The sequence below is a fragment of the Hymenobacter rubripertinctus genome, from assembly GCF_003583925.1.
GTDB lineage: Bacteria > Bacteroidota > Bacteroidia > Cytophagales > Hymenobacteraceae > Hymenobacter > Hymenobacter rubripertinctus.
Window position 1 is genome coordinate 203,004 of sequence record NZ_QYCN01000002.1, and the last position, 25,843, is coordinate 228,846.

Sequence of the window (25,843 nt, forward strand, 5' to 3'; positions counted from 1 at the left end):
CTACCGATGCTGCTCATACCCGTTGGCCGGCGCGGCGCGGAGCAACCTCGTCCGGACTTCGGCGGACAGCGGCGGGCATTCGGCCAGTCGCAGTGCCTGCGCCAGTTGCGCCTCAGTGCGAATTCCGAGTACGGCCGCCGTTACACCCGGCGTATCCAGCACGAAACGACTGGCAATGATGCCGGGCATCTGGCCCAGTTCAACGGCAACGGTTTGCACGGCAACGGCGGCCCGGGCTACCTGCGGGGCGGGCCGGCTGAGGTAGTCGGTGGCGGGTTTGCCGGCCAGCCGGCCCTGGGCCAGGGCTCCGCGGGCCAGTACGCCCACGTTGTGGGTGCGCAGAAGGTCCAGCACGGTTTCGAGGGGGCGCTGGTCGAGCAGGCTCAGTTGCAGCATCACGCTACTGAGGCCTGAGCCCGGCACATATTCGCGGATGACGTTGGGGCGGATGGACGAAATACCGTAGTGCCGGATTTTGCCCTGCTCCCGCAACCGCTCGAAGGCCTCCAGCACCTCATCCCGGGAATCAGTAAGCGTGCCGCCGTGGAGCTGGTAGAGGTCGAGGTAGTCGGTTTGGAGGCGGCGCAGGCTGGCATCGGCAGCTTGCAGGATATACGCCTTCGTAGGGTTCCAGTCCCAGCCCTGCCCGTCGGGCCGCCACTGGTTGCCCATTTTGGTGGCCAGCACCACTTCGGGGCGGCAGTGGCGGAAAGCTGCCCCGAGCAATTCCTCGTTGCGGCCCTGGTCGTAAAGGTCGGCCGTATCGAAAAAGGTGATGCCGGCCGCGTGCGCCCGGGTGAGCCGGCGCTGGTCGGCCGCCGCATCCGCCCCCAACGACATGCCCCCGAAGCCTATCCGGCTCACCTGCAAATCAGTAGCCCCCAGGTATACATTCTCCATTGGTCGAAAATGCTAAGTTGTGGCGCCCCGATGAGCGGGGCCGGAGTGAAAAATAGCGCGAAATACCGGGGAAAAGTTTGTCGGCATGCCGCACTTGTCAGGCAGGGGGCTTTTCTTTGTGCTTTACCCCATCTCAAACAACCACCCGGGTGAAGTTGTAGTATAGACGCCAAACGCTCACCGGGTTCCCGGCCTGCCGGTAATTCGTTAGTTTCGCCCTACAACCCCACTCTTCAACCACCGCTTTATGGCAGAATCTGCTGAACTAATCCTCAACGGGCAATCGTACACCCTCCCGGTTATCGAAGGCACGGAGCACGAAAAGGCTTTCGATATTAGCAAGCTGCGCGACCAGACGGGCTACGTAACCCTCGACCCGGGTTACAAGAATACGGGGGCCACGAAAAGCGCCATTACTTTCCTCGACGGCGAAGAGGGCATCCTGCGCTACCGCGGCTACCCGATCGAGCAGTTGGCCGAGGAGTCAAGCTTCATTGAAGTTGCTTACCTGCTGATTTACGGCAAGCTGCCGACCCAGGCCGAGCTGGACGCATTCAGCAGCCAGATCACCCAGCACACGCTGGTACACGAGGATGTGCGCAAGATTTTCGACGGCTTCCCGTCGGCGGCCCACCCGATGGCCATTCTGAGCTCCCTGATTTGTTCGCTCACCGCTTTCTACCCCGAAAGCGTGTCGCCGGACCTGAGCAAGGACGAGATTGACCTGAACGTGATTCGTCTCATGGCCAAGATTTCCACCATCGCGGCCTGGACGTACAAGAACAACATGGGTCACCCGTTGAACTACCCGCGCAACGACCTTGACTACTGCGGCAATTTCCTCTACATGATGTTCAGCTTCCCCACGGAGAAGTACGAAATCAACCCCGTAGTGGTGAAGGCGCTCAACAAGCTGCTCATCCTGCACGCCGACCACGAGCAGAACTGCTCCACCTCGACCGTACGCCTCGTGGGTTCGGCCAACGCCTCGCTCTACGGCTCGGTTTCGGCTGGTATCAACGCCCTGTGGGGTCCGTTGCACGGCGGAGCTAACCAGGAAGTAGTGGAAATGCTCGAATCCATCCAGCGCGACGGTGGCGACACCCAGAAATGGATTGACAAAGCCAAGGACAAGAACGACTCGTTCCGCCTGATGGGCTTCGGGCACCGCGTCTACAAAAACTTCGACCCCCGCGCCACCATCATCAAGAAGGCTGCCGATGAAGTATTGAGCGCCCTGGGTCTGGAAGCCAGCCCCCTGCTCAAAATCGCCAAGGAACTGGAGCAGGCCGCCCTCACCGATGAGTACTTCGTGGAGCGCAAGCTGTATCCGAACGTCGACTTCTATTCCGGCATCATCTACAAAGCCATCGGTATTCCGACGGAGATGTTCACGGTGATGTTCGCCCTGGGCCGCCTGCCCGGCTGGATTGCCCAGTGGAAGGAAATGCGCACCAATAAGGAGCCCATCGGCCGTCCCCGCCAGATTTATGTGGGTGAAACTGCCCGTGATTACGTCGCTCTCGCCCAGCGCTCCTAATCGAATCCGGTTTGTTGGCACAACAAAAAAAGCCCGCTTGCGCGGGCTTTTTTACATTCAGGTGTTACTGCAACTAACGCCACGTAAGCATCTGTTAATCAACGAACATTGACGGCAGTGAATTCGGTTCTCATATTCTCGTATACGGCGTACTGCTGGGGCTGAAGCGTGGCGGCCAAATCCCAGTCGTAACGCTGCTGAATGTCGGCCAATGCTACGTCGAGCGCGGCGCGGTCGGCGGAGAGCTCCTTACGAGCCTGCACGGTTTCGGTGAGCAGCCGCACGTTGAGGCGACGCACTTTGATGTATTCGCCCTCACTGAGCTGCACGCGTTCGGCGATGCGCCAAGCCATGGCGGTAGCACGCTCCGAAATAGAAGTGCCTCCGTCACCGGAAGCGGCCTGGGCCAGAGTTCCAGCCGATACAAGTACTGCGACGGCCAGGCAAGCGAAGACGTTTTTCATAACGGTAGTGGTAAGGTTGGTGGAAGATGAGAGTCAGCGGAGTGATGTAAGCCAGAAACTTGAATTGAATATACACCTATTGTATAACATATCCAATATTTACTTTAAAAATATGGGTTCATTCTTCTACTACTCGGATAAAAACAAAGCCCACCGTTTATGCGGTGGGCTTTGCCTGGATGTACTACTTGGGCAGCGTGCCCAGAGCCGTCATGCTGGCCCGGCTTTGCTGGAACAGGGCCAGTTGGGCAGGCCGCAGCAATTCCAGCAGATCCGCTTCGTACTGCACCTGGGCGTCGGCCAGACGCTGGTCCAGAATACCTGGATCAGCCGCGAAACGCGTCTTCAGGTCCTCCTGCTCCGAGAGCATCTGGATGTTGAGGCGCTTTACTTGCAGGTACTGGCCTTCGTCGAGCCGTACTTTATCGGCAATGGAGCGGGTGAGGGCCGTAGCACGGGCCTGGATGGCCGTGGGGCCTTCTTTTTTAGCGCCCGCCAGTACGGCAGTCTGTACTCCGAGCAGCAAGCAAACGAAAAGTGAAATCTTCTTCATACTGTTTGTTGGTGAAGGGTTTAGAAAAATGGTGTACACAGGTAGTATTCCCGGATTTCGGCTCGCTTTGAGACTCCTGTAGTTAAACTACCAGTCCGGCTGAGCTATCTGGGAATATTCAAATGTACACGTAATTATTAAACTTTAAAATGTTTTTTTATCACTATTCTTCTTCATAGCTTTTATTACAAAATGGTAATTCACTCATTATCAGAATTATAATTACCATATGAAAAAGGAAGACTACAATCAAAAAAAAGTCCAAATGCTCTCGCAATCGGACTTTTTTTTTGATTGTAGTCTTCTGCCAGAAGGTGCTTCGGCACCTTCACTCCTGTTCGTGCGGGGACCTAAAGAATGCGCAGCTCAATCCGCCGGTTTTGCTGGCGGCGGGCTTCCGAATCGTTGGGCATGAGGGGTTTCGACTCGCCGTAGCCCCGGTAGCGCAGCCGCTGGGCACTCACGCCCTGGCTCACCAGATAAGCGTACACCGACTTGGCCCGGTTCTGCGACAGTACCTGGTTGTCGTCGTCGGAACCCACGTCGTCGGTGTGGCCCGATACCTCGACCTGCACCTCGGGATACTGCTTCATGAAGCTCACCAGCCGGTTCAACTCGGTACGCGACTTGGGCTTAAGCTCGTACTGGTTCACATCGAAGAACAGGTTGTTGAGCACGATGCTGCGGCCGGCCCGCACGGGTTCCAGGTAAAGGTCGAGGGTGAGGGGGTCGAAGGCGCGTTTGTCACTGTAATCGAAACTCAGGCTTTTCATCAGATACTTGTCGGCGGCGGCGTACATGGCGTATTGCCGGCCCTCGTTGAGTACCACGGTGTATTCGCCGTTTTCGGCGTCGGAACCCACGTACTGCACCAGCTCATTGGTGTTGAGGTCGTAGAGCTGCACGTCGGCGGCGATGGGCTTCTTGGTGAAGGCGTCGAATACGCGGCCCTGGGTGTAGGTGCTGGTTTCGCGGGCCCGCACCTGCTGGGGCACCTCGAAGCCGAAGAGTTCCACCGGCCGGTCGCGCTCCTGCTTCACGCCGGGCACGGCTGCCCGCGAGCGGGAGCAGAAGCCCCGGCGGTTATCGGAGCTGATGAACAGGGAGGCTTCGTTCTCGAACGTATTGAGCGGGTAGCCCAGGTTCTGGGGCGGGCTCCACTTGCCATCGGTAAGCTGCTGCTCGCAGCGGTACACATCCAACCCGCCCATGCCTACGAGGCCATCGGTGACGTAGTAGAGCGTGGTGCCGCTGGCGTGGATGAAGGGAGCCATGTCCTTGCCGGCCGTGTTCACGGGCGCGCCCAGGTTGCGGGCGGGCGTCCAGTTGTTGTGTTCGTCGAGGGTGGTCACGTAAATATCCTCCTGGCCCTGGCCCCCGCGCCGGGTGCTGGTGAAGTAGAGCGTGCGGCCGTCGGCCGAGAGCGTGGGCTGGGAGTCCCACTCGGGCGAGTTCACGTTGCGGCCCAGGTTCAGGGGCTTACTCCAGGCGTTGCCGGTGCGCCGCGAGATATACAGGTCGCAGTTGCCCACCGAGTTAGGCCGGTCGCAGGAGGCAAACACCAGCGTTTTACCGTCGCCGGAAATGGCCCCTGCGCCTTCGTTGTAGGGCGTGTTGATGGCGGGCGAAATGGAGGTCGGCTCGCCCATGCTGCCGTCCTTGTTCTGGCGGCTCACAAACAGGTCTTCGCCGCTTTCCGAAGTCGGGCGGCCCGTGAACAGCAGGAAGCGGCTATCGGCCGTGAGGGCCGGGAAATACTGAAACCGGAACGTGTTGAGCGGTGCGGCCAGGCGCTCGGGCTGCATCCCAGTGGGCGCGGCCATGGCCTTTTGGGCAAACTCGCAGTTGAGCAGCTGGCGCTGGGCCCGGGGGGCGTTGCGCTGGCTTTTGGCGGCCGTTTTGAGGTAGTTCTTGTAGCCGCTGGCGGCGGTAGTGTAGTCGCCGAAGCTGATGGCCAGCTCGCCCAGCGTGAAGTAGTCGTTGGAGCGGGAGGCATCTACGGGCAGCTTGCTCAGCCCGTCGCGGTAGGCCTCAAAGGCCTGCTGATTCTCGCCCATGGCCTTGAGCAGGGAGCCTTTCAGCACGTAGGGCTCACCCAGGGAGGGGAACTTCTGACTGAGCTGGTTCAGCGTTTCAATGGCCTTGTCGAAGTCCCGGGCTTTGGCCTGGCCCTGCGCCTTGTCCCACAAATTGCGGGCCTTGGTGTTGGTGGTGCTGAGCCGGGCCTGGGCCACGGCAGACGACGGGCGCAAACCGCCGGCAGTCAGCAGCACAACTATCGGAACGATAAGCGAACGGCGCATAGGCGGAAAAGTAGGGCGCTAGGGAATATCGAGGAATTTATGCGTCTGCAACGACACCTGCCAGCGCGGGTGGGTTTTCACGTAGTCCACGATGAGCGGCATCATGGCCGGGGCCTTGCTCCACTCCGGCTGGAGGTAGAGGCGGCACTCCGGCCCGACCAGGGCGGCGTGCTCCTCGGCCCAGGCAAAGTCACTTTTGTTGAAAACGATGATCTTGAGCTCGTGGGCGGCGGCCAGCACCGAGGGCAGCGGTGCTTTAAACTTTTTCGGCGATACGCAAATCCAGTTCCAGTTTCCGCTCAGCGGGTAGGCCCCGCTGGTTTCAATCCAGTTCTGGCAGCCGGCCGCGTGCAGGGCGACCGTCAGGGGCGCCAAATCGTGCATGAGGGGCTCGCCGCCGGTTATCACGATGTTGCGGCCGGGGTGGGCCGTGGCGGCCGCGACCAAATCGGCAACAGCCTGGCGCGGGTGGGCATCCAGGGGCCAGGATTCTTTCACGTCGCACCACACGCAGCCCACGTCGCAGCCCCCCAACCGGATGAAGTAGGCGGCGCGGCCGGTGTTGTAGCCCTCCCCCTGAATGGTGTAAAACTGCTCCATAACGGGCAGCGAGGGGGCGGCCGCCGGCTCAGCCGGGGCGGCCGACGTAACGGGAAGTTCGTGCAGCAAAACAGGTGGTATTCTCAGAAAAAACAAGCCGGACCGCCGGGTAATCCAACTGCCGCGGCAATTGTCTCCTTCCCTGGCGGCCCGACTTTAAAAGTAGCATTCTAACCCGAATTCTGAAAGCCAACGTGGGTTTTAGTTGGGTTCGCGCCGGCTCTTAACCGTACACCTCCCCCTTCGCGGCCCGCAGCGTGTTCAGCAGCAGCATGGCAATGGTCATGGGGCCGACGCCGCCGGGAACCGGGGTGATGCAGGAGGTGCGCGGGGCCACTTCGGCAAAGTCCACGTCGCCTCTCAGAGCCCAGCCCGATTTCTTGGCGGCATCCTCCACGCGGGTGGTGCCCACGTCGATAACCACCGCCCCGGGCTTCACCATATCGGCCGTCACGAACCCGGGGCGGCCCAGGGCAGCCACCAGAATATCGGCGGTGCGGGTGATGGCGGCCAGGTTCTGGGTCCGGGAGTGACATAAGGTAACGGTGCAGTTACCGGGCTCCAGATTCTTGGCCAGCAGGATGCTAACCGGCGTACCCACGATGTTGGAGCGGCCGATAACCACGCAGTGCTTGCCATCGGTGGGCAGCTCGTAGCGGCGCAACAGCTCCACGATGCCCGAGGGCGTAGCGGGCAGCAGGGCCGGCAGCCCGGCCACCATCCGCCCGATGTTCATCGGGTGGAAGCCATCCACATCCTTCTCGGGCCGCACCGCCTCAATCACCTTGTTGGTGTCGATGTGGCGGGGCAGCGGCAGCTGCACAATGAAGCCGTCAATCTGGTCGTCCTCGTTCAGCTCGGCCACCTTGGCCAGCAGCTCGGCTTCCGTGATGGTGTCCTCGTAGCGCAACAGGGTACTTTCGAACCCCACCCGCTCGCAGGCCAGCACCTTGTTGCGCACGTACGTCTCCGAGCCTCCGTCGTGGCCCACCAGAATGGCGGCCAGGTGCGGTGTTTTGTGCCCGGCGGCTTTGCGCTGGGCTACCTCGGCAGCAATTTCTTCTTTGATGGCCTCGGCGGTTTGCTTGCCGTCAATGAGGCGGTAGGTGGTGGCGTCGGGGGCGGTGGTCATGCGCAAGCAGGAAGGTTAAACTGATTTCGTTTCTTCGTTGGGCAGGTTGTTCTGAAGCGCTTCGTGGGCGGCAATGGCCTCGGCACCGGATTCGAGCAGGGCTTTCTCCATGGCGGGCCAATCGTCCCGCCACCGGAACTTGCGCTCCTGGCCCTTGCGGATTTTCTCTAGCTGCTCGTGGCTCGTGCAATTCTTGATGAGGTGGGAAGACATGGTTTGGGGTTTAGCAACACACACCCGGTCAAGAAGTGCATCAGGTAAAAAAAATGAGGAGTACGCGCAAAAAAAAAACGCGCCCCAACGGAGCGCGTCTCACTCGTTAATCAATTTTCAAAACGGCCAGGAAAGCTTCCTGCGGGATTTCCACGGAACCCACCTGACGCATCCGCTTCTTGCCTTCTTTCTGCTTTTCGAGCAGTTTGCGCTTGCGGCTGATGTCGCCGCCGTAGCACTTGGCAATTACGTTTTTGCGCAGGGCTTTCACCGTTTCGCGGGAAATGATTTTCTGGCCGATGCTGGCCTGGATGGCAATTTCGAACTGCTGGCGGGGCAGCAACTCGCGCAGCTTTTCGCACAGGCGGCGGCCCCACTCGTAGCTCTTGCTCCGGTGCACGATGGCTGACAGGGCATCCACCTTCTCGCCGTTGAGCATGATGTCGAGCTTGACCATGTCCGATTCGCGGAAGCCGATCAGCTCGTAATCAAGCGAAGCGTAGCCGCGGCTGATGGTTTTGAGCTTGTCGAAGAAGTCGAACACAATTTCCGACAGCGGCAGCTCAAAGGTCATTTCTACCCGCTCGGAAGTCAGGTAGCTCTGGCCCTTGATGACGCCGCGCTTCTCCATGCAGAGCGTGATGATAGGCCCCACGTAATCGGCGGCCGTGATGATCTGGGCCTTAATGAAGGGCTCCTCGATGTACTTGATCATGTTCGGCTCCGGCATTTCGCTCGGGGCGTTGATGGTCAGCAGCTGGTCCTTGGTGCCGGTGGCGTGGAACTGCACGCTGGGCACGGTGGTAATCACGGTCATGTTGAACTCGCGCTCCAGGCGCTCCTGCACAATTTCCATGTGCAGCATGCCCAGAAAGCCGCAGCGGAAGCCGAAGCCCAGGGCCACCGACGTTTCGGGCTCCCAAACCAGGGAGGCGTCATTGAGCTGGAGTTTTTCCATGCACGAGCGCAGCTCCTCGTACTCGGTGGTTTCGACGGGATAGATGCCCGCAAAAACCATCGGCTTCACGTCGGCAAAGCCCTGAATGGCTTCCTTGGTGGGGTTGGCCACGTGGGTAATGGTGTCGCCCACTTTTACTTCGCGGGCTTCCTTGATACCCGAGATGAGGTAGCCCACATTGCCGGCCCCCATTTGCTGGCGGGGTTCCTGGTTGAGGCCCAAAATGCCGATTTCATCGGCCCCGTATTCCTTGCCGGTGGCCATAAAGCGGAGCTTGTCGCCCTTTTTCATGGTGCCGTTCTTGATGCGGAACAGCACCTCAATGCCCCGGTAGGAGTTGAAAACGGAGTCGAAAATCAGGGCCTGCAAGGGCGCTTCGGGGTCGCCTTTGGGAGCCGGTATCCGCTCGATGATGGCGTGCAGAATAGCCTCAATACCGAGCCCGGTTTTGCCCGAGGCGTGGATGATGTCGCCCGGGTCGCAGCCGATCAAGTCCACGATTTCGTCGGTCACTTCCTCCGGCATGGCGTGGGGCAGGTCGATTTTATTGAGGACGGGAATGATTTCCAGGTCGGCCCCGATAGCGAGGTAGAGGTTGGAAATCGTCTGGGCCTCAATGCCCTGGGAGGCATCCACGATGAGCAGCGCGCCTTCGCAGGCGGCAATGCTGCGGCTCACTTCGTAGCTGAAATCGACGTGACCGGGGGTGTCAATCAGGTTGAGCGTGTAGGTTTCCCCTTTGTAGGGAAACTGCATCTGGATGGCGTGGCTCTTGATGGTGATGCCCCGCTCCCGCTCCAGGTCCATGTTGTCGAGCAGCTGGGCCTGCATGTCGCGCTTGGCCACGGTGCTCGTGAATTCGAGCAGGCGGTCGGCGAGCGTGCTTTTGCCGTGGTCGATGTGGGCAATGATGCAGAAATTGCGGATGTTCTTCACTGGAGGCAGTTTTTTCTAGCTTCAAAGGTACGCAACGGGGTTGGGATATGCTACGGCGGCGCGGGCCGGCCCCAAAACCCGCCGGCTGGATTCTGCGGCCGACTCCCTATTTTTAACCGTTGAATCCCGCCACGTATCGTGCTCATGTCTGCCCTATCTGCTTTGTCTTCCGATCATCCCGCCAGCAAAACCAAGGTGCTGGCCCTGAACAGTACCATCCTCTACCTGCTGGCCTACCTGCTCGTGCAGGGGGCTTACCAGGCGGCCACCGTGGGCATGGCCCGGCGGCTGAGCATTCCGGGCATCTGGGGCGTGAGCGGTATCCACTTCACCATTGCCGACCCGCAGTGGTGGCGCATTGGCGTACTGGCCGTGTATGGCGCGGGGCCGGCCGTGTGCGCACTCCTGGGGCTGGGAGCCGTGCTCTGGTTCTGGTTCGGGGCCCGGCAGCAACCCGGCCTGCTCAAGCTCTGGCTGCTGTGGGTGGTGCTGCACGCCTGCAACCTGGTGTTGGGGGCGCTGGCGGCGGATACGCTGCTGGAAAACTGGGCCTGGTACCTGCCCAGCTGGCTGTTTCTAGCCGGCAACATTCCCAATATCGCGCTGGCCGTGGTGGCCGCGCTGCTGCAAGTGGTGGTGGGGTATTTCGCCGCCATCGGGTTTCTGCAAAGCCACGATTCCATCACCCTGATGCAGTTCGATAACCGCCCCCAACTGATTCGGGCGGGCCTGTGGGCTCCGTGGCTGTTGGGCAGCCTGGCGCTGGCCGTGCTCAAATTGCCCGACCTGACCCAGAACGAGCTGCTGCACTTTCTGACGATGGCCCTGCTGCTGCTGCCCCTGGCCCTGCACAGCCGCCGCGAGCTGTTCGACCAGACGTTGCCCCGCTCCCGCAAATCGTACCCGGCCTGGGAGCTGGCCGCCCTCACGCTGCTGGTTGCCGGGGCGTGGTGGTGGGTGCTGACCCCGGGCCTGCGGTTTTAGGCGGCAGGCAGTCTGAGGGGGCAGGCCCTTTTATCCGCTGGGCATGGCTGGTTTCCCGCTGCGGACCGTAAGCGTGAGTCGATACGGCGGCGCTCCCAGGTCCTCATCAGCGCCGTTTTCCGGCTCAACCGCTACCTCGACGCCCGCCACCGCCAGGCCCCGGGGCGGGGCTACGAATTCGTGTAGCGGAGCCGGACGAGTCTGCTCAGGAAACAGTATCGGCTCCAGGACCGGGGTTGCGCTTCCGCTATCCCGGGGKCCTGGAGCCGGCACCCTTATACTCTGCTCCCATCAACTTCCTTTGGTTGGTTTCCACCCTTCTGCTTCCGGCTGCGTACCACCTACCCCACCTAATTTCACTCGCATGAACAACATCACTCTCCAGCAGGCCCAGCAGGTTATCGAAGCCGCCCGGCAGAAGTCCCAGGAAACAGGCGTGAAGATGAATATTGCCGTGGTTGATGCCGGGGCCAACCTCGTGGCTTTCGCCCGCATGAACGGGGCCTGGCTCGGTTCGCTCGACATCTCCATCAAGAAGGCCAAAACGGCCCGCTTCTTCGATATGCCCACCGGCGACATCGGCGGACTCTCGCAGCCCGGTGGCCCGCTTTACAATATTGAGCATTCCAACGGCGGCCTCATCACCTTCCCCGGCGGCCTTCCCCTCAGAGATGCGCAAGGTGAGGTTGTGGGTGCCATCGGGGTTTCGGGTGACTCGGTGGAAAACGACCACATTGTGGCCGAAGCCGGGATGCACGCGCTGCGCTAGCCGCTGCCGCTTGTAGCAGCCATTGAACGCCGGGCCGGGGGTCCGGCGTTTTTGGGTTTTGCACGATTTCGCGTCCGGCGGGGCAGCCGTTTTATTCCCTACTCCACCTGAGCACGCTGGCCCGACCGGCCAAATGGCACTTTTTGTCGAGCAAATCCGGCGTTTTAGAGTGGCCGCTTCTTTCGGAACCGACATTGTACTTTCTTTTGCCCTCGCGCTTGATTACGCACTTCTTTTATCCCGCTATGATTCATCGGCTACTCGCAGCCCTGGTCCTGATTGGTTGCTCTCACTTCGCCTTGGCCCAGAACCGGCTTGTGCAGGGCCAGATACTCAACGACCAGACCGGCGAGCCGGTACCCTTCGCTACGCTGGGCGTGCCCGGCCGCAGCATTGGCACCGTGGCCGACGAGCAAGGCCGCTACCTGCTGCGCCTGCCCCCCGATTTGGGCGATACGCTGGTGGTCACGTCGGTGGGGTTTGCGCGCACGGCCGTGCCACCGGCCGCGCTGGCCGGCGGGCAGCGCGTGTTCCGGCTGCGGCCCCAGGAGCAGGAGTTGCTGGGCGTGGTCGTGCAGCGCCGGCCCGTGCACGCGGCCCTACTCGGCCAGTCCCGCGCCAAGGGCGACGTGCTGTGGATGGGCGGCTCCAGCGGCAAGGAAACCGTGGACGATGAATGGGGCTGGGAACTGGGCACGGTGCTCACCCCCCTGCGCCGCACCTACCTGGAGGAGTTCCACGTGTTTCTGGCCGACAACAACTACCAGCAGCTCCGTTTCCGCCTGAACCTGTACGCCCTCGAAAACGGCCGCCCCGGCAAGGCCCTGCTCAGCCAGGACATCCAACTCATCAGCACCACCAAACAACGCGGCTGGCTCAGCGTGGACCTGCGCCCCTACGACCTGCAACTGGAAGGCCAGCCCGTGGTGGCCACCATTCAGTGGCTGCAAAGCGAAACGCAGGACCCCTGGAACAAGTATTTTTCCATTCCCGTGACTCGCCAGAAAAAGCAGGTGATGGTGGAGCGCGAGAACAGCGAGGCCATCTGGACCATCCACGCCATGCAGCCCAGCCTGTATTTCACGGTGATGACGGAGTAAGGGGCGGAACGGACACGGATTCAGTGAGTGGCAGAGAGGATTTACCGGTTGCTGAAGGCCCGCCCATAACCGGCCCGCAGCACCAGCAGCAGATAAACAAACAGCAGCGCCACCGGAATCGTCAGGTGGTCGCCGTCGATGATGGTCAGCACGGCATAGAGGATCGTTATCAAGATCAAAAACCCCAATACTGCCCCCACTAACCGCGCTTGCCAGGTATCAAGAGGCAGCCTCCCGAACAGCAACGCGGGCAGGCACGCCGGCCAAAGCGCGGGCAGCAGCACCGCGTTGCTCAGCAGCCATCCCACCAGCAGCGCTAGTTGCCCGTACAGCAGCGGAATGGCAATGGTGTCGGCAAAGGGGGCATAGTCGAAGCGGCCGCTTCGGTAGTGATAATACCAGTTCAGCGACACGTACAGCAGTCCCCAGCCCAGGTTGAGCCAGACGATAAACCGTGTTTTGCGAATGGTTCGCTGCCGCCGCAACTGGGCCAGGGTCCGCACCCGGCCGGCCGGCAGAAACAGGAGCACCGTCAGGCTACTAATAGCTACCCCGGAACCGGTATCGAGCCAGGTATTACGGCTGGTGCGCCAAGCTTTATCCGCCGCGTAGTAGGCTTTTCGGAAGTCGGTTTTGCGGCCTGACTGAAGCTTTTCGGCCTTATCAGCCGGATCGAGGTGGTAGGTAAGCTGAGGCAGGTCGTCGAGGCTTTTCCCCGCGATAAAGGCGGGCATAAAAAAGCCGTACAACCAGGCCGTCGCCCCCACCAGCAACAGTCCCAAGAACACGCTTTGTACGTTTTTTGGCATTCCGATTCCGGATTGCGCAAAGCTAGCGAAACCAAACCGCCGGACTACTGCTTCCACGGATACTTCTGGGCTATCTGACATAATAAACGCGCCCCTGCCGCCTGTTTCGTACCTTAGCCTTTCAAAAACCCACCCAACCGCTCTTCGCTATGCATGCTCCCGTAGCTCCGTATAAACCTAAAAACCACGTCCGCATTGTAACGGCCGCCGCGCTGTTCGATGGGCACGATGCCGCCATCAACATCATGCGCCGCATCATCCAGAGCAGCGGGGCCGAAGTTATTCACCTGGGCCACAACCGCTCGGTGCAGGAAATCGTGGATTGCGCCATTCAGGAGGATGCCCAGGCCATTGCCATTACCTCCTACCAGGGCGGCCACAACGAGTACTTCAAGTACATGCACGATTTGCTGAAGGAGCGTGGCGCGGGCCACATCAAGCTCTTTGGCGGCGGCGGCGGCGTGATTCTGCCCTCCGAAATCGAGGACCTGATGAACCACGGCGTTACCCGCATCTACTCGCCCGACGACGGCCGCGCCATGGGCCTGCAAGGGATGATCAACGACCTGCTCGAACAAGCCGACTTCCCCACCGGCCAGAACCTGAACGGCGAGGCCGACCACCTCAAAGACAAGAACGCCCGCGACATTGGCCGCCTGATTTCGGCCGCCGAAAACTTCCCGGAAGAGTTTAAAAAAGCTTTTAGCCATCAGCTGTTAGCTGATAGCTCTCCAACCGCTGATAAGGACGGAAAGCTAACAGCTAACAGCTCTCAGCTAACAGCTCCGATATTAGGTATTACCGGCACGGGCGGCGCGGGCAAGTCGAGCCTGGTGGATGAGCTGGTGCGGCGGTTTCTGATGGACTTCCCCGAAAAGACCATTGCCATTATTTCGGTTGACCCCAGCAAGCGCAAAACCGGCGGGGCGCTGCTCGGCGACCGAATCCGGATGAACGCCATCAACAGCCCCCGGGTGTACATGCGCAGCCTGGCCACGCGCCAGAGCAACCTCGCCCTGAGCAAGTACGTGCAGGACGCCGTGGACGTGGTGCGGGCCGCCGATTTCGACCTGATTATCCTCGAAACCTCCGGCATTGGGCAGAGTGACACCGAAATCATCGAGCACTCCGACGCCAGCCTCTACGTGATGACGCCCGAGTACGGCGCGGCCACCCAGCTGGAGAAAATCGACATGCTCGATTTCGCCGACGTGATTGCCCTCAACAAGTTCGACAAGCGGGGCGCGCTGGATGCCTTGCGCGATGTGCGCAAGCAGTACCAACGCAACCACGGCCTTTGGGACCAGCAGACCGATACCATGCCGGTGTTCGGCACCATCGCCTCGCAGTTCAACGACCCGGGCATGAACCGGCTGTACCGCGCCGTGCTGGCTACCATGGAGGAGCGCACCGGCCACGCCTTTGCCTCGAAGCTCGAAACCTCGGTGGAGGACTCCGAGAAGATTTACATCATTCCGCCGCACCGCACGCGGTACCTTTCCGAAATAGCCGAAACCAACCGCCAATATGACCAGTGGGTTCAAAAACAGTCTGCCACAGCGCAGCAGCTCTATGGAATCCGACAAGCCGTCGGAGCCGTTGAAAGCCTCGCTGGAAACAGTGCCGGAGCAATTGGTAACAGCAGCGGCGCAAGCCCTGCCGGAGTCGAGCCCGGAGCACTCGTGGCCGGCCTGGAGAGCACCTTCGAGGAGGTCAAGCTCCGCCTGGACGGTCAGAACTGGAAGCTCCTGGAGAACTGGTCGCAAACGGTAGCCGCCTATAAGGCCCCCGAGTTTGTGTTCAAGGTGCGCGACAAGGAGCTCCGCCTCCAGACGCACACCAAGAGCCTTTCGGGCACCCAAATTCCGAAGGTGAGTTTGCCGCGCTACACCGCCTGGGGCGACCTGCTCCGCTGGCAGCTCCAGGAGAACGTACCCGGCGAGTTCCCGTACACGGCCGGCGTGTTCCCGTTCAAGCGCGAGGGCGAAGACCCCACCCGCATGTTTGCCGGCGAAGGTGGCCCTGAGCGCACCAACCGGCGCTTCCACTACGTGAGCATGGGCCTGCCCGCCAAGCGCCTGAGCACGGCCTTCGACTCGGTGACGCTCTACGGCGAAGACCCCGACCACCGGCCCGACATCTACGGCAAAATCGGTAACGCGGGCGTGAGCATTGCCTGCCTCGACGATGCCAAGAAGCTCTACTCGGGCTTCAACCTGGCCAACCCGAGCACGTCAGTTTCCATGACTATCAACGGGCCGGCCGCTACCATTGCCGCCTTCTTCATGAACGCCGCCATCGACCAGCAGTGCGAACTCTATATTAAGGAGCACGGCCTGGAAGACGAAGTCAACCAGAAAATCGACGCCATTTACGCGGCGTACGGCCAGCCTCGCCCCCACTACCAGGGCCCCCTGCCCGAGGGCAACGACGGCCTCGGCCTCATGCTGCTCGGCGTAACCGGCGACCAGGTGCTGCCGGCCGACGTGTACGCCGGCATCAAAACCCGCACCCTCACGCAGGTGCGCGGCACGGTGCAGGCCGATATTCTCAAGGAAGACCAGGCCCAGAACACCTGCATCTTCTCCACCGAATTCGCCCTGCGCCTCATGGGCGACGTGCAGCAGTACTTCATCGACGAAAAGGTCCGCAACTTCTACTCGGTGTCGATTTCGGGCTACCACATTGCCGAGGCCGGGGCCAACCCCATCACCCAGCTGGCCCTCACGCTCTCCAACGGCTTCACGTTTGTGGAGTATTACGTGAGCCGGGGCATGGACGTGAACGACTTCGCCCCCAACCTCTCGTTCTTCTTCTCCAACGGCATCGACCCCGAGTACGCCGTGATTGGCCGGGTGGCCCGCCGCATCTGGGCCAAGGCCATGAAGCTGAAGTACGGCGCCAACGCCCGCTCGCAGATGCTCAAGTACCACATCCAGACCAGCGGCCGGAGCCTGCACGCCCAGGAAATCGACTTCAACGACATCCGCACCACCCTGCAGGCCCTGTACGCCATCTACGACAACTGCAACAGCCTGCACACCAACGCCTACGATGAGGCCATTACCACGCCCACCGAGGAATCGGTGCGCCGGGCCATGGCCATTCAGCTCATCATCAACCGCGAGCTGGGCCTGGCCAAGAACGAAAACCCGCTCCAGGGCTCCTTCATCATCGAGGAGCTAACCGACCTGGTGGAGGAAGCCGTGCTGCTCGAATTCGACCGCATCACGGAGCGCGGCGGCGTGCTCGGGGCCATGGAAACCATGTACCAGCGCGGCAAGATTCAGGAGGAGAGCATGCACTACGAGATGCTCAAGCACACCGGCGAGTACCCCATTATCGGCGTCAACACCTTCCTCTCGTCCAAGGGCTCGCCCACGGTGGTGCCCGCCGAGGTAATCCGGGCCACCGAGGAGGAGAAGCAGTACCAGATTACGATGCTACAGGCCCTGCAGGCCCGCCACGCCGCCGAGGCCCCCGCGCGTCTCAAGCACCTGCAGCAAGTCGCCGTCGCCAACGGCAACCTGTTCGAGGAGCTAATGGACACCGTCAAGTTCTGCTCGCTGGGCCAGATTACGAACGCGTTGTTCGAGGTCGGCGGGCAGTATCGGCGGAATATGTAAGTCTCGGATTTGACTCAATGAGAAAGGGTGCTACCTTGCTGAGGTAGCACCCTTTTTTAAATAATAGCTTATTGAATGAAAACATATTTCGAAGGAATAAAAGAAGTTCTTGTTCAAGAAATTGAAAGCGCAGAGTTTATTATATATATCGCTGTTGCATGGATAACAGACTATGACCTTATTTCTACTCTCGTCAAAAAAATGAAATCAGGCATTCAGATAGAAGTAATTGTGAATGGTGATTATCAATTTTCAAAAGTTAAATCTCAATTTAATGAATTTTTATTTCATGGAGGCAAATTATATCTTTATGAAAATAAAGGCAAGTCAATCATGCATAATAAATTTTGTGTTATTGATTTAAATACTACAATTACAGGGTCATACAATTGGTCTTTTAGCGCATCTGCGTATCACAAGGAAAATATAATTATAGAAAAAGATAATTTTTTATTTGCTAGTCAGTTTGCCAGGGAATTTTTCAAAATAAAAAGGGCTTCTATTGTTTTTGACAGCAAGTATATCCCCTATGATTCAGCTGTTTATGCGTCAGTCATAAAAACTGGAGATTTTGATGAGGAAGGGTTCGACCAATATTGTTGGGTAGAAGTGGAAGAGGGCAATAGAATTGGTATTCTATTCGTCTATGGCTGCTATAGCTATGATATACCAGATAAAATATTTGGTGTTTGGACTGAACATGCTTTGGACACCACATATTCTAAAGAAAACCCTAAGCTTGCCTATCATAATGGAAAAGCATTATATGATTTCGATTGCCTAGATTCAAGGTTGTCAAGTTATAGAGTAAAATAAGTATCGCTCCCTATCTTCCCTAGTGCCCCGCCATTCCTAGAGGCTGTGGGGGCGCTGGGAGCGGATTGGAAGGGGCACCTCCACTACCGCAACGCGGCAGGCAGGAACTATACCGCCCCCACCACTCTTAGCGGCGCATCCATTTCCGCCGCTACTCCCCAGCCCGCCGCTACTCCCCAGCCCGCCGCTGCCGCTTCGGGTGGGGCCGGGGGCGCACGGCGGGGCGGCGGGTTCGGGTCGTTGGGGTTGCACAGAGAAGCGTGTGCCGCTTTCGTCTCGCTTTCGTCTCACTTTCGTCTCAAATCGTCTCAAATCGTCTCAGATTCCGTAGTTTCGTTTTATGAGCGAACAGGTACATACCGTGCGGGTAAAGCTGGATTGGGCCCTGCTGAGCGTTATCAGCCAGCTCGACCGATTTGATGCCGGCTGGTCGGCTATTGAGCGGCGGGAAGGCGCGAGCCTGAAACAGTTGAAAGCCATTGCCACCGTGCGTAGCGTCGGGGCCTCTACCCGCATCGAAGGCTCGCGCCTGAGCGACGAGGAAGTGGACGTGCTCTTGCGCAACACCGATATCTCCAAGCTCGAAGACCGCGATGCGCAGGAAGTGGTCGGCTATTTTCAGGTGCTGGATTTGGTTTCGGAATCCTACGCCGACATCGATATCACCGAAAACAGTTTAAAGGGCCTGCATAACCATCTGCTCCGGTTCAGCAGTAAAGACGAGTGGCACCGGGGCAACTACAAGCAGCACAGCAACGCCGTAGAAGCCTCGCTGCCCGATGGCACCAAGCAACTCATCTTCCAGACCACCGCCCCCGGCTTCGCCACCGACGACGCCATGCGCGAGCTAATCGCCTGGTACCACCGCGACCAAATCACGCACCCCCTCGTAAAGTGCGCCCTCTTCGCCTACGATTTCGTCAGCATCCACCCCTTCCAGGACGGTAACGGCCGCCTAAGCCGCTTGCTGGCCACGCTATTGCTGCTCCGCAACGGCTACACCTGGATTCAGTACGTGAGTCTGGAGCACGAAATTGAGAACCGTAAGACAGCATATTACCGCGAATTGCAGAAGTGCCAGGCGCAGCGGCCAGGGGAAGATGTATCGTCATGGCTACATTTCTTCTTTGATGCTCTCCGCAACGTGCAGCAGCAACTGCTGCAAAAGCTGACGGTACAAGATGCCGCCACGCAATTGTCGCCCCGCGAAAAAGCCGTCCTGGGTTTCATCGGCAACCATCCGGGCAGCAAGTCGGGGCAGATTGCCGAGAAGCTGGATATTCCCGGTCAGTCAGTCAAACGCACATTGGCCGAGCTACTGTCGCAAGGACGAATAGAAAAACAGGGCAAGGGACCAGCTACTGTTTACTACTTGCTATAAATTCGCGCCGCCCGAACCACTCCAGGCGGCGCACCCATTCCCGCCGTTACTGCCCGGCCCGCCGCTACCATTACGGGCCGATTTGGGTGGGGCCGGGGGCGCACGGCGGGGCGGTGGGGGCGACGGGAACGAGATGGTAGGGTGATGCGGCTGGTTGAACCAACGCCCGCAAGGTCAAGTTGTCTGATTGGACTACTTCGCTTATCTTTGGTTCATGCCGAAAAAGCGCAGTCTGTTCTTCTTTAAAAACTATTTCCGCGACTTTTATCAGGCCCAAACGGATAAGGTCAAGAAGAAGATTCTGTGGACCTTGCGCGTCGTAGAAGACCTGGAGCAGCTACCGGAAACCTACTTCAAGCACCTCACCGGCTCCGACGGCCTCTACGAAATCCGGGTGCAGGTCGGCAGCGACATCTTCCGCATCTTCTGCTTTTTCGATAAGGGCAACGTCGTGGTTATCGGCCACGGGTTCACCAAGAAAAGCCAGAAAACGCCCAAAGCCGAACTCGACCGGGCGCACACCATCAAAGCCGAATACTATGAAAGCCGCTAAAGACCTCACCAGCCTCAACGAGTTCATCGACCAGGAGCACGGCCCCACTGGCAGCAAGCCGCGCGAGGTATTTGAAGCGGGCTACGAGGTGTTCAAGCTAGGAGCCATGCTCCAGCAGGCCCGGCAGGCCAAAGGCCTCACCCAGGCCCAACTAGCCGAGCTAGCCGGCACCGACAAATCGTACATTTCAAAGCTGGAAAAGGACTTGAAAGATGTGCGCCTCTCCACCTTGCAGCGCATCATTGCCGAGGGCCTGGGCGGCCACCTGGAGTTCTCCATCAAGTTCTAGCTCCTTCCTCATCCGTAACTCGCGCCCCAACCACTCCGGGCGGCGCACCCATTTCCACTGCTGCCGTTCCAGGCCGCTTCGGGTGGGGCCGGGGGCGCACGGCGGGGCGGTGGGGGCGGCTGGAACGAGTAGGTTTGGGTCCGTTTGGGTGGCGTGTTGCTTTCCTATCGTCTCAACATCGTACCGAATCGTCTCAAATCGTATCACGAGGCGCTACTGTTGCGCACCGATGGAAACTTAACCGCTCCTGCTTTATCTTTGGTTACTATGAAAACCACCCAGCCCGCTCCTACCGACGCCCAGTTGCACGAGGCCCGGCGTCAGAATGCCTTGGCGCAGTTGCGGCGGCGCTACGAGGCCCTCGACAAGCTCACCGGCCAGACGGCGGCCGAGCGGCTGGAAGCCCAACGCCAGCGCCGCGCTGCCCACTAATGCTGGACGAAGCCCGCATCCGGTTTTGCGACTGGGACGAATCCGGGGGCAGTCTGGAATACGACATTAGCAACTTGCACCCGGACTGGGACGTGCTGATTCAGGCCTACGAGGTGCGGGGCGTCAGCTACGAGGAGCAGCTCATTTACACCAGCGACTTCACGCTATTCCGGCGCGGCTCAGCCGTCCCGGAGGACTTCTGCACGTATCCGGCAGCCTACAAACCGCCGCTTTGGCAAGTCATTTTCGCCATCAAGCAGCGCTTTCTAAACGAGGTGCAGCCAGCCATTGTGGAGCACTTTATCAAAGCGCCCTATCGCGTCGCCCAGCGGCTGACGCTCTACCAGAAGCACCTGGATTTGCGAGCCTATGACGTGGAGCAGACCAGCCACACGTTCACCTTCATCCGCCGAGCCGTTTAGCCGAGGTTGCCGCGGCCGTTACAGGCCGCTTCGGGTGAGGCCGGGGGCGCATGGCAGGGCGGCGGGGCCGTGTAGTGCCTAAGCCGCTGCCTTAGCTTCCTGATGAATCACCCGCGCATTGCGGGGCAAAGGGGCAGCCGCCACCACCAACTCGTAGGGCCGGTTAAACGCTTCCTGCGAAACCTTGAAGTAGCTGGCGAGGCGGCGGATAACCTCTTTCGACAGGCCCCGCCGCCGGTTCAGAATATCCGAAACCGCGCCTTTACTCAGGCCCAGCGCGGCCACCAGGTCCTTGGCAAGCAGGTTGCGGCCCGCCATCAGGGAGCGTAACAGCTCGATGGGGTCGGCTTCGGGCAGCGTAGCGTGGGCATGGTCCCAGGTTTCGATGAGCAGCGTGAGCAGGTCGATTTCCTCCTGCGTGGCCGTGGAGGGGGCATCTTCGGTTGCTAAAGCTTCCAGTTGGCGGCAATAGTCCTGGTACCGCGGCTCTGTTTTGATAACGGTGTATTTGAGCGTTTTCATAGGATGGGCTAGTAGAGGTTGACGGTGTACTGCTGGTTTTTCGCGCACAGCTTGTCGTATTCAGCCTGCATACCCAGCCAGCAAACGAACAAGTGTACCTGCCGCTGGCCGAAGGCATAGCGGGCAATCATCCGGTAGTTGTTGCCGCCGATGTCGAACACGACGCGGTTACTGCCGTTGCCTAGCAAGTCGGCCGCGCCGAAGGTTTGCTGCATATCAGCAGGCGTGTTCCAGTCGGCGTATTTGACGGCCGTTAGCCAGAGGGCAAAAGCGGCGCGACTTCGGGCATGGCGGGCCGCAAAGTCTTCCACGATCTGCCGTTTGATAAGATGCACTTTCATGGAAGGACATTGGTGTCACGCCATAAGTTCGCAATATGCGAACTTATGGCGTAACTTTCTGTCTCGCGTTACACTTCCGAGTAGGTGTGTCTCCATGCGGCGCACCCGTTTCCGCCGCTACCCCCCGGCCCGCCGCGGCCGTTACGCGCCGCTTCGGGTGGGGCCGGGGGCGTGCGGCGGGGCGGCGGGGCGGGTCGTTGGGGGCAGTTGAGCAGGAAACTACTCCCCGGCCAGAAGTCGTTACTTCCTGCTTCAGTTGCGGCAGATGACGCACTACGATGCTCCACGTCATCTCATCGGAAACCGTGTCGTAGCCGTGGATAATCCGGTTGCGGGTGGCTATAATCTGGCGGGCGTTGGAGAGCTGGAAATACGGGGCCAGCTTCATAATGCGGCCCACTGCTTTGCCCATGATTTAGAGGTTGCGCTTGGTGGGGCGGCAGGTGCGCACATCGCGCTGGTGAAGCGTGAGGTCCGGCGGCTGCCGTTGTTGCTTACCTGAACGTTATTGTTCAACGGCGCGACGCGAATACGCGTCTCCACATTTTCGTGCCTAACCAGTACCACGGCCGGTTCACCGAAAACCGCGCCGCCGAAGGCCGGCAATTGCCTAGCTTTACCCCATGCGCACCATTCTTAACCAGTGGCGAATCGGGCTACTGGCCCTGCTGGCCGCCTGCTCCTCCCCCGATCAGCAAACCACCACCGCCCCAGCCGCCCAGGATGTGCGCGTGCGCTACACTGCCCGCCGCGTGGCCCTGCCCGGTGTGCCCCGCCGCGGCCGCCTCCTCGACCGCCACGACTCGGTGCTGGTCGCCMCCCGCCCCGAGTTCCTGCTGAAGCTGCCGCCCCGCCCCCCCCTCGACACCCTGGCCCTGGGCCGGCTGCTGGGCTGGGATTCCACCACCGTGCGGCGCCGCTTCGCCGAGGCCCGGCCCTACGCGGGCGCAGGCAGCTACCCGGTACAGTTTCGCCTTACGGCTGCCGAAGTCCGGCGGGTGCGCCGCGACAGCGCCGCCTGGCCCACTTTGGCGCTTAGCCAGCGGCCCCGGCGCGTGTACACCACGGCGGCCGGGGCACCGGTGCTCGGGTACTGGTCGGAGGAGGCCCAGCCCTTCCTGGGGCAGGCCCGCCGCACGTCCCGGGGCCGTTTCTACCGCCTGCGCAACGGCGGCGTGGAGAGCTACTACAACGGCCTGCTTGCCGGCCACCGCGGCTACGCCCACCCGCTGGAAGATGCCCAGGGCCGCCCCCACGGCAGCTGGACCCGCGACACGCTCTTCCAGGAGGGCCAGGACCTGCACCTGACCATCGACGCGGGACTTCAATCCTACGCCGAGAAGCTGCTGGGCGGGCGCAAGGGCTACCTGGTGGCCCTCGACCCGCGCACCGGCGAAATTCTGGCCTACGTGTCGGGGCCGGTTTTCGATCCGGCCACCCTCACCGCCCCCGATCGGGCCGGGCTGCGGGCCGAGCTGTTGGAAAGCGACGACCGGCCGCTGCTCAACCGGCCCGCCACGCTGGCTAACCCGCCCGGCTCAGTGTTCAAGCTGGTGAATGCCGCCGTGGCCCTGCAACTGGGTGCCATCGGCCCCGGCACCGGCTTCCGCTGCGACCAGTCGCTGATCAGCTGCGTGCACGAGCACCCGGTGCCGCGCAACCTCACGGTGGGCCTCCAGTACAGCTGCAACCCCTACTTTTACCAGGTGATGCGCAACCTCATCGAGCGGGTGCCCGATAGCCTGGCCGCCGATACCGTGGCCGCCCGCCACGCCAACCTGGCCCAGTGGCGGCGCTACGTGCGCTCCTTCGGCCTCGACTCGGTGCTGGGCACCGATGTACCCCGCGAGGCCCCCGGCTTCCTGCCCACCCCAGCCTACTACGACAAGGCCCGCCAGACCCGGCGCTGGACCTACCGCTCCATTTACTCGCTCAGCATCGGCCAGGGTGAAATCAACCTCACGGGCCTGCAAATGGCCAACATGGCCGCCATCATCGCCAACCGCGGCTGGTACTACCCGCCCCACCTGGTGCGCGGCATCGGGGCCGGCGGGCCGCTGCCACGCTTCCTACACAAGCACCGCACCCTCATCGACAGCGTCCACTTCGCGGCCCTGCTGCCCGGCATGAAGGCCGTGCTGGAGCGCGGCGGCACCGCCGAAGCCTCCAGCCTGGCCGACGTGGGCATCACGGTAGCCGGTAAAACCGGCACCGTGGAAAACGGCGGCGACGACGACGACGACCACGCGGCCTTCGTCGGCTTCGCCCCCGCCGATAACCCCCGCATTGCCGTGGCCGTGTACCTGGAAAACGCTGGTTTCGGGGCCACCGCCGCCGCGCCCTGCGCCGTGCTGGTGATGGAAAAGTACCTGCGCGGCTCCATTGCGCCCAAGCGCCGGAACTGGGAACGGCGCATTATGAGCCGCGCCCGGCAGGGGTACTGAAGCGCCCTTCAGGAAGCGGCCGGCCACCTCGTTTCCGGCATACCGGATCGGGTGTCCGGGCAGCTACAGAGTTCGTCAGAGCACTTCCACCGCCAGCCAGTCAAGGCTATTGCACGGCAGCAGGGAACACCCCTCGCCCATTTTCGGATCCGGAACGCAACCTTTGAGCGGCAAAAAGACGTCTTTGCGCAAACTCCCCCGCGTTCATTTTCTGGCTGAATGATGACTTGGAAGACCCTGCCGGCGGTTCTGCTGCTGCTTACCGCCCGCCCTGTCCGCGCCCAGTCCCTGGCGGGCCAATGGCAGGGCGTGGAAACTGATGCCAATGAAAAAGCCAGCTACTGGCCCGCCGAGTTGCGGCTCCAGCAGGGCCAAACGGGCCGCCTGTTTGGGGTGCTCTACCACGAAGTGGGCGACGATCCGGATGTGACCGTTACGTTTCAGGTGAGCGGCACGCGCACGGCGGGTGGCCTGCGCCTCGAACACGGCCGCCGCCTCAACGAAACCGGCCAGTCGCTTTTCAGCTACTGGTGCTTTGGCCGCATTGCCTTCACCTACGACGCGGCCCAGGAGAAGCTCACGGGTCGCGCCGCCTACCAGCCCATCGGCGACTGTACGACCGGCACGTTTACACTGTACCGCGTTGTGCTTAAGTCATCCGCCACGGTACCGGCCGGGGCCGAAACTATCCTGCGGGTATCGGGCCGCAATGTGCTCTGGTACGCCGATGCGGAGCGGCAGCGGCCGTTGGCTACCGGCAACACCTACCGCACCCGGCTCGCGCAAACCACCACCTTCTACCTGGCCCAGGGCTACTATCCTACCAGTCAGAGCGCCCTGGTGCCCATCACGGTGCGCGTGAGCGGCCCGGTTGCGGCCGCCGACGCGCGGCCGGCGGCGGTAGCACCCCTGGAACCGGCGGCGGTAACGGTCGGGCCGCAACCGGCCCCGCCGCTGCCCGCAACCGTAGCGGCCGACGCGGCGGCGGCACTGCTCAACGCCACGCCGGTAGTGCTGCCCACGGTATTGTTCAAGCTCGGCAGCGCCGAGTTGCTGGCCGAAGCCCAACCCGCCCTGGCCCGGCTGGTGGCGGAGCTGACTGCCCGGCCCGGGTTGCGCATCGAGGTAGCTGGCTACACCGACCGCATTGGGGAGCCGCAGAAGAACCTGGTGCTTTCCAGGCAGCGGGCCGAAGCCGTGAAGGACCGGCTGGCGGCGGCGGGCGTAGCGGCGGAGCGCATCGGTACCGTGGGCTACGGCGACACCCGGCCCCTGCACCCCTCGCCCGACGCCCGCAACCGCCGCGTGGAAGTGCGGGTACTGGAGTAGCGCACGGGCATCATCCCTACTCTCATCCCCACCCCCTAAGCAACCAGCGCAGCAGCGGTGCAGGCGGGTAGCGCGGACTCCTTCGACAACGCAACGCCCGCTTCTGACGGGCAGAGGCGGGCGTTGGCAGAATGGCAATAGCGGGGCGCTGCGCTTAATTTCCGGACGGACGGACCGGAGGAGCCGGAACTGGAATAGCCGGAACCGGCTGGTCGGCGACGGACAGCAACGCCTGCTGCCGACGCGCTTCCTCCTGCTCGTAAAAGGCCATTTCCTGCTGGTAAGTGCTTGTTCAGAATTAATCAGACTATTTCAGGTTTGAAACCGGATGCGGTATGCTGTTCCCACGTGGTCCAAAATATGGCGCACGGCGGCCTTGAGCGTAGTGAAATCAGCGTAGGCTTCTGGCCGCAGCCACTCGTATTTG

Annotated in this window: 25 protein-coding genes; 13 read left to right on the forward strand and 12 right to left on the reverse strand. The window is 60.9% G+C overall.

Annotated elements, in window-relative coordinates:
• Entirely contained in the window at positions 1-900 is a 900-nt protein-coding gene (locus D0T11_RS02070; RefSeq protein WP_119654117.1) for an aldo/keto reductase, read from the reverse strand.
• Positions 901-1,147: 247 nt separating this feature from the next.
• Between D0T11_RS02070 and D0T11_RS02075 the strand changes: the two genes are divergently transcribed.
• Positions 1,148-2,440 carry a citrate synthase gene (locus D0T11_RS02075; RefSeq protein WP_119654118.1) on the forward strand — a complete coding sequence of 431 codons (1,293 nt, stop codon included), beginning with the start codon at positions 1,148-1,150 and terminating at the stop codon, positions 2,438-2,440.
• A 98-nt stretch (positions 2,441-2,538) separates the two neighbouring features.
• On the opposite strand, the gene D0T11_RS02080 is transcribed toward D0T11_RS02075, so the two are convergent.
• From D0T11_RS02080 to lepA, 7 genes are all read right to left on the reverse strand, one after another.
• A complete protein-coding gene (locus D0T11_RS02080) occupies positions 2,539-2,904 on the reverse strand; it encodes a hypothetical protein (RefSeq protein ID WP_147374482.1) in 366 nt (121 codons plus the stop codon).
• Positions 2,905-3,088: 184 nt separating this feature from the next.
• Positions 3,089-3,430, reverse strand: coding sequence for a hypothetical protein (locus D0T11_RS02085; protein ID WP_119654120.1), 342 nt, complete (start codon positions 3,428-3,430; stop codon positions 3,089-3,091).
• Between the two features lie 377 nt (positions 3,431-3,807).
• Positions 3,808-5,760 (reverse strand): OmpA family protein, encoded by a 1,953-nt coding sequence (locus D0T11_RS02090; protein WP_119654121.1) that lies wholly within the window; start codon positions 5,758-5,760, stop codon positions 3,808-3,810.
• A gap of 18 nt (positions 5,761-5,778) precedes the next feature.
• Complete coding sequence (locus D0T11_RS02095; protein WP_245990576.1) at positions 5,779-6,429, reverse strand: 7-carboxy-7-deazaguanine synthase QueE; 651 nt, start codon at positions 6,427-6,429, stop codon at positions 5,779-5,781.
• Between the two features lie 154 nt (positions 6,430-6,583).
• A complete protein-coding gene (locus D0T11_RS02100; RefSeq protein ID WP_119654122.1) occupies positions 6,584-7,492 on the reverse strand; it encodes a bifunctional 5,10-methylenetetrahydrofolate dehydrogenase/5,10-methenyltetrahydrofolate cyclohydrolase in 909 nt (302 codons plus the stop codon).
• A 15-nt stretch (positions 7,493-7,507) separates the two neighbouring features.
• Complete coding sequence (locus D0T11_RS02105) at positions 7,508-7,705, reverse strand: hypothetical protein (protein ID WP_119654123.1); 198 nt, start codon at positions 7,703-7,705, stop codon at positions 7,508-7,510.
• A 106-nt stretch (positions 7,706-7,811) separates the two neighbouring features.
• Positions 7,812-9,599 (reverse strand): translation elongation factor 4, encoded by a 1,788-nt coding sequence (gene lepA, locus D0T11_RS02110; protein WP_119654124.1) that lies wholly within the window; start codon positions 9,597-9,599, stop codon positions 7,812-7,814.
• A gap of 144 nt (positions 9,600-9,743) precedes the next feature.
• On the opposite strand from lepA, the gene D0T11_RS02115 reads away from it, so the two are divergent.
• The 3 genes from D0T11_RS02115 (at position 9,744) to D0T11_RS02125 (ending at position 12,452) form a co-directional block, all read left to right on the forward strand.
• Positions 9,744-10,583, forward strand: a complete 840-nt coding sequence (locus D0T11_RS02115) for a hypothetical protein (RefSeq protein ID WP_182888206.1) — start codon at positions 9,744-9,746, stop codon at positions 10,581-10,583.
• Positions 10,584-10,947: 364 nt separating this feature from the next.
• A complete protein-coding gene (locus D0T11_RS02120) occupies positions 10,948-11,352 on the forward strand; it encodes a GlcG/HbpS family heme-binding protein (protein WP_119654126.1) in 405 nt (134 codons plus the stop codon).
• Positions 11,353-11,597: 245 nt separating this feature from the next.
• Positions 11,598-12,452, forward strand: coding sequence for a carboxypeptidase-like regulatory domain-containing protein (locus D0T11_RS02125; RefSeq protein ID WP_119654127.1), 855 nt, complete (start codon positions 11,598-11,600; stop codon positions 12,450-12,452).
• Between the two features lie 41 nt (positions 12,453-12,493).
• Here the strand turns inward: D0T11_RS02125 and D0T11_RS02130 are convergent, their stop codons facing one another.
• Positions 12,494-13,261 carry a hypothetical protein gene (locus D0T11_RS02130; protein ID WP_119654128.1) on the reverse strand — a complete coding sequence of 256 codons (768 nt, stop codon included), beginning with the start codon at positions 13,259-13,261 and terminating at the stop codon, positions 12,494-12,496.
• A gap of 149 nt (positions 13,262-13,410) precedes the next feature.
• Between D0T11_RS02130 and D0T11_RS02135 the strand changes: the two genes are divergently transcribed.
• From D0T11_RS02135 to D0T11_RS02160, 7 genes are all read left to right on the forward strand, one after another.
• Positions 13,411-16,887: a methylmalonyl-CoA mutase family protein gene (locus tag D0T11_RS02135; protein WP_119654129.1), complete on the forward strand. Its 3,477-nt coding sequence runs from the start codon at positions 13,411-13,413 to the stop codon at positions 16,885-16,887.
• Positions 16,888-16,962: 75 nt separating this feature from the next.
• Positions 16,963-17,703, forward strand: coding sequence for a phospholipase D-like domain-containing protein (locus tag D0T11_RS02140; RefSeq protein ID WP_119654130.1), 741 nt, complete (start codon positions 16,963-16,965; stop codon positions 17,701-17,703).
• Positions 17,704-18,043: 340 nt separating this feature from the next.
• Positions 18,044-19,084: a Fic family protein gene (locus D0T11_RS02145; protein ID WP_119654131.1), complete on the forward strand. Its 1,041-nt coding sequence runs from the start codon at positions 18,044-18,046 to the stop codon at positions 19,082-19,084.
• 214 nt (positions 19,085-19,298) lie between these two features.
• Positions 19,299-19,637, forward strand: coding sequence for a type II toxin-antitoxin system RelE/ParE family toxin (locus D0T11_RS02150; protein ID WP_119654132.1), 339 nt, complete (start codon positions 19,299-19,301; stop codon positions 19,635-19,637).
• A complete protein-coding gene (locus tag D0T11_RS02155) occupies positions 19,624-19,926 on the forward strand; it encodes a helix-turn-helix domain-containing protein (RefSeq protein ID WP_119654133.1) in 303 nt (100 codons plus the stop codon). The genes D0T11_RS02150 and D0T11_RS02155 overlap by 14 nt, the downstream gene beginning before the upstream one ends.
• 267 nt (positions 19,927-20,193) lie before the next feature.
• Positions 20,194-20,358, forward strand: coding sequence for a hypothetical protein (locus D0T11_RS22405; RefSeq protein ID WP_182888207.1), 165 nt, complete (start codon positions 20,194-20,196; stop codon positions 20,356-20,358).
• The gene (locus tag D0T11_RS02160) at positions 20,358-20,780 is read left to right on the forward strand and encodes a hypothetical protein (protein ID WP_119654134.1); all 423 of its coding nucleotides are present in this window, start codon (positions 20,358-20,360) and stop codon (positions 20,778-20,780) included. Before D0T11_RS22405 ends, D0T11_RS02160 begins: the two co-directional genes overlap by 1 nt.
• A gap of 78 nt (positions 20,781-20,858) precedes the next feature.
• On the opposite strand, the gene D0T11_RS02165 is transcribed toward D0T11_RS02160, so the two are convergent.
• From D0T11_RS02165 to D0T11_RS02175, 3 genes are read right to left on the reverse strand one after another with little or no spacing between them, the layout of a single operon-like run.
• Positions 20,859-21,302: a helix-turn-helix domain-containing protein gene (locus D0T11_RS02165; RefSeq protein ID WP_119654135.1), complete on the reverse strand. Its 444-nt coding sequence runs from the start codon at positions 21,300-21,302 to the stop codon at positions 20,859-20,861.
• Between the two features lie 8 nt (positions 21,303-21,310).
• On the reverse strand, positions 21,311-21,643 hold the full coding sequence (locus tag D0T11_RS02170) for a type II toxin-antitoxin system HigB family toxin (RefSeq protein ID WP_119654136.1): 333 nt from the start codon (positions 21,641-21,643) through the stop codon (positions 21,311-21,313).
• 43 nt (positions 21,644-21,686) lie between these two features.
• Positions 21,687-22,055 carry a HepT-like ribonuclease domain-containing protein gene (locus D0T11_RS02175; RefSeq protein WP_119654137.1) on the reverse strand — a complete coding sequence of 123 codons (369 nt, stop codon included), beginning with the start codon at positions 22,053-22,055 and terminating at the stop codon, positions 21,687-21,689.
• Between the two features lie 211 nt (positions 22,056-22,266).
• Here D0T11_RS02175 and D0T11_RS02180 point away from each other — a divergent pair, with 211 nt between their 5' ends.
• The gene (locus D0T11_RS02180; RefSeq protein ID WP_119654138.1) at positions 22,267-24,087 is read left to right on the forward strand and encodes a peptidoglycan D,D-transpeptidase FtsI family protein; all 1,821 of its coding nucleotides are present in this window, start codon (positions 22,267-22,269) and stop codon (positions 24,085-24,087) included.
• Positions 24,088-24,306: 219 nt separating this feature from the next.
• Positions 24,307-25,416 carry an OmpA family protein gene (locus D0T11_RS02185; protein ID WP_147374483.1) on the forward strand — a complete coding sequence of 370 codons (1,110 nt, stop codon included), beginning with the start codon at positions 24,307-24,309 and terminating at the stop codon, positions 25,414-25,416.
• Positions 25,417-25,843 lie beyond the last annotated feature (427 nt).

What these genes read in the sequence shown, in the direction of transcription:
- D0T11_RS02080 (WP_147374482.1), bottom strand. Translation starts at nt 2,904, where the DNA reads ATGAAAAACGTCTTCGCTTGCCTGGCCGTCGCAGTACTTGTATCGGCT.
- D0T11_RS02125 (WP_119654127.1), top strand. Translation starts at nt 11,598, where the DNA reads ATGATTCATCGGCTACTCGCAGCCCTGGTCCTGATTGGTTGCTCTCAC.
- D0T11_RS02170 (WP_119654136.1), bottom strand. Translation starts at nt 21,643, where the DNA reads ATGAAAGTGCATCTTATCAAACGGCAGATCGTGGAAGACTTTGCGGCC.
- D0T11_RS02075 (WP_119654118.1), top strand. Translation starts at nt 1,148, where the DNA reads ATGGCAGAATCTGCTGAACTAATCCTCAACGGGCAATCGTACACCCTC.
- D0T11_RS02115 (WP_182888206.1), top strand. Translation starts at nt 9,744, where the DNA reads ATGTCTGCCCTATCTGCTTTGTCTTCCGATCATCCCGCCAGCAAAACC.
- D0T11_RS02175 (WP_119654137.1), bottom strand. Translation starts at nt 22,055, where the DNA reads ATGGGCAAAGCAGTGGGCCGCATTATGAAGCTGGCCCCGTATTTCCAG.
- D0T11_RS02150 (WP_119654132.1), top strand. Translation starts at nt 19,299, where the DNA reads ATGCCGAAAAAGCGCAGTCTGTTCTTCTTTAAAAACTATTTCCGCGAC.
- D0T11_RS02155 (WP_119654133.1), top strand. Translation starts at nt 19,624, where the DNA reads ATGAAAGCCGCTAAAGACCTCACCAGCCTCAACGAGTTCATCGACCAG.
- D0T11_RS02140 (WP_119654130.1), top strand. Translation starts at nt 16,963, where the DNA reads ATGAAAACATATTTCGAAGGAATAAAAGAAGTTCTTGTTCAAGAAATT.
- D0T11_RS02185 (WP_147374483.1), top strand. Translation starts at nt 24,307, where the DNA reads ATGATGACTTGGAAGACCCTGCCGGCGGTTCTGCTGCTGCTTACCGCC.
- D0T11_RS02105 (WP_119654123.1), bottom strand. Translation starts at nt 7,705, where the DNA reads ATGTCTTCCCACCTCATCAAGAATTGCACGAGCCACGAGCAGCTAGAG.
- D0T11_RS02070 (WP_119654117.1), bottom strand. Translation starts at nt 900, where the DNA reads ATGGAGAATGTATACCTGGGGGCTACTGATTTGCAGGTGAGCCGGATA.
- D0T11_RS02160 (WP_119654134.1), top strand. Translation starts at nt 20,358, where the DNA reads ATGCTGGACGAAGCCCGCATCCGGTTTTGCGACTGGGACGAATCCGGG.
- D0T11_RS22405 (WP_182888207.1), top strand. Translation starts at nt 20,194, where the DNA reads ATGAAAACCACCCAGCCCGCTCCTACCGACGCCCAGTTGCACGAGGCC.
- D0T11_RS02130 (WP_119654128.1), bottom strand. Translation starts at nt 13,261, where the DNA reads ATGCCAAAAAACGTACAAAGCGTGTTCTTGGGACTGTTGCTGGTGGGG.
- D0T11_RS02120 (WP_119654126.1), top strand. Translation starts at nt 10,948, where the DNA reads ATGAACAACATCACTCTCCAGCAGGCCCAGCAGGTTATCGAAGCCGCC.
- D0T11_RS02135 (WP_119654129.1), top strand. Translation starts at nt 13,411, where the DNA reads ATGCATGCTCCCGTAGCTCCGTATAAACCTAAAAACCACGTCCGCATT.
- D0T11_RS02165 (WP_119654135.1), bottom strand. Translation starts at nt 21,302, where the DNA reads ATGAAAACGCTCAAATACACCGTTATCAAAACAGAGCCGCGGTACCAG.
- D0T11_RS02100 (WP_119654122.1), bottom strand. Translation starts at nt 7,492, where the DNA reads ATGACCACCGCCCCCGACGCCACCACCTACCGCCTCATTGACGGCAAG.
- D0T11_RS02145 (WP_119654131.1), top strand. Translation starts at nt 18,044, where the DNA reads ATGAGCGAACAGGTACATACCGTGCGGGTAAAGCTGGATTGGGCCCTG.
- D0T11_RS02090 (WP_119654121.1), bottom strand. Translation starts at nt 5,760, where the DNA reads ATGCGCCGTTCGCTTATCGTTCCGATAGTTGTGCTGCTGACTGCCGGC.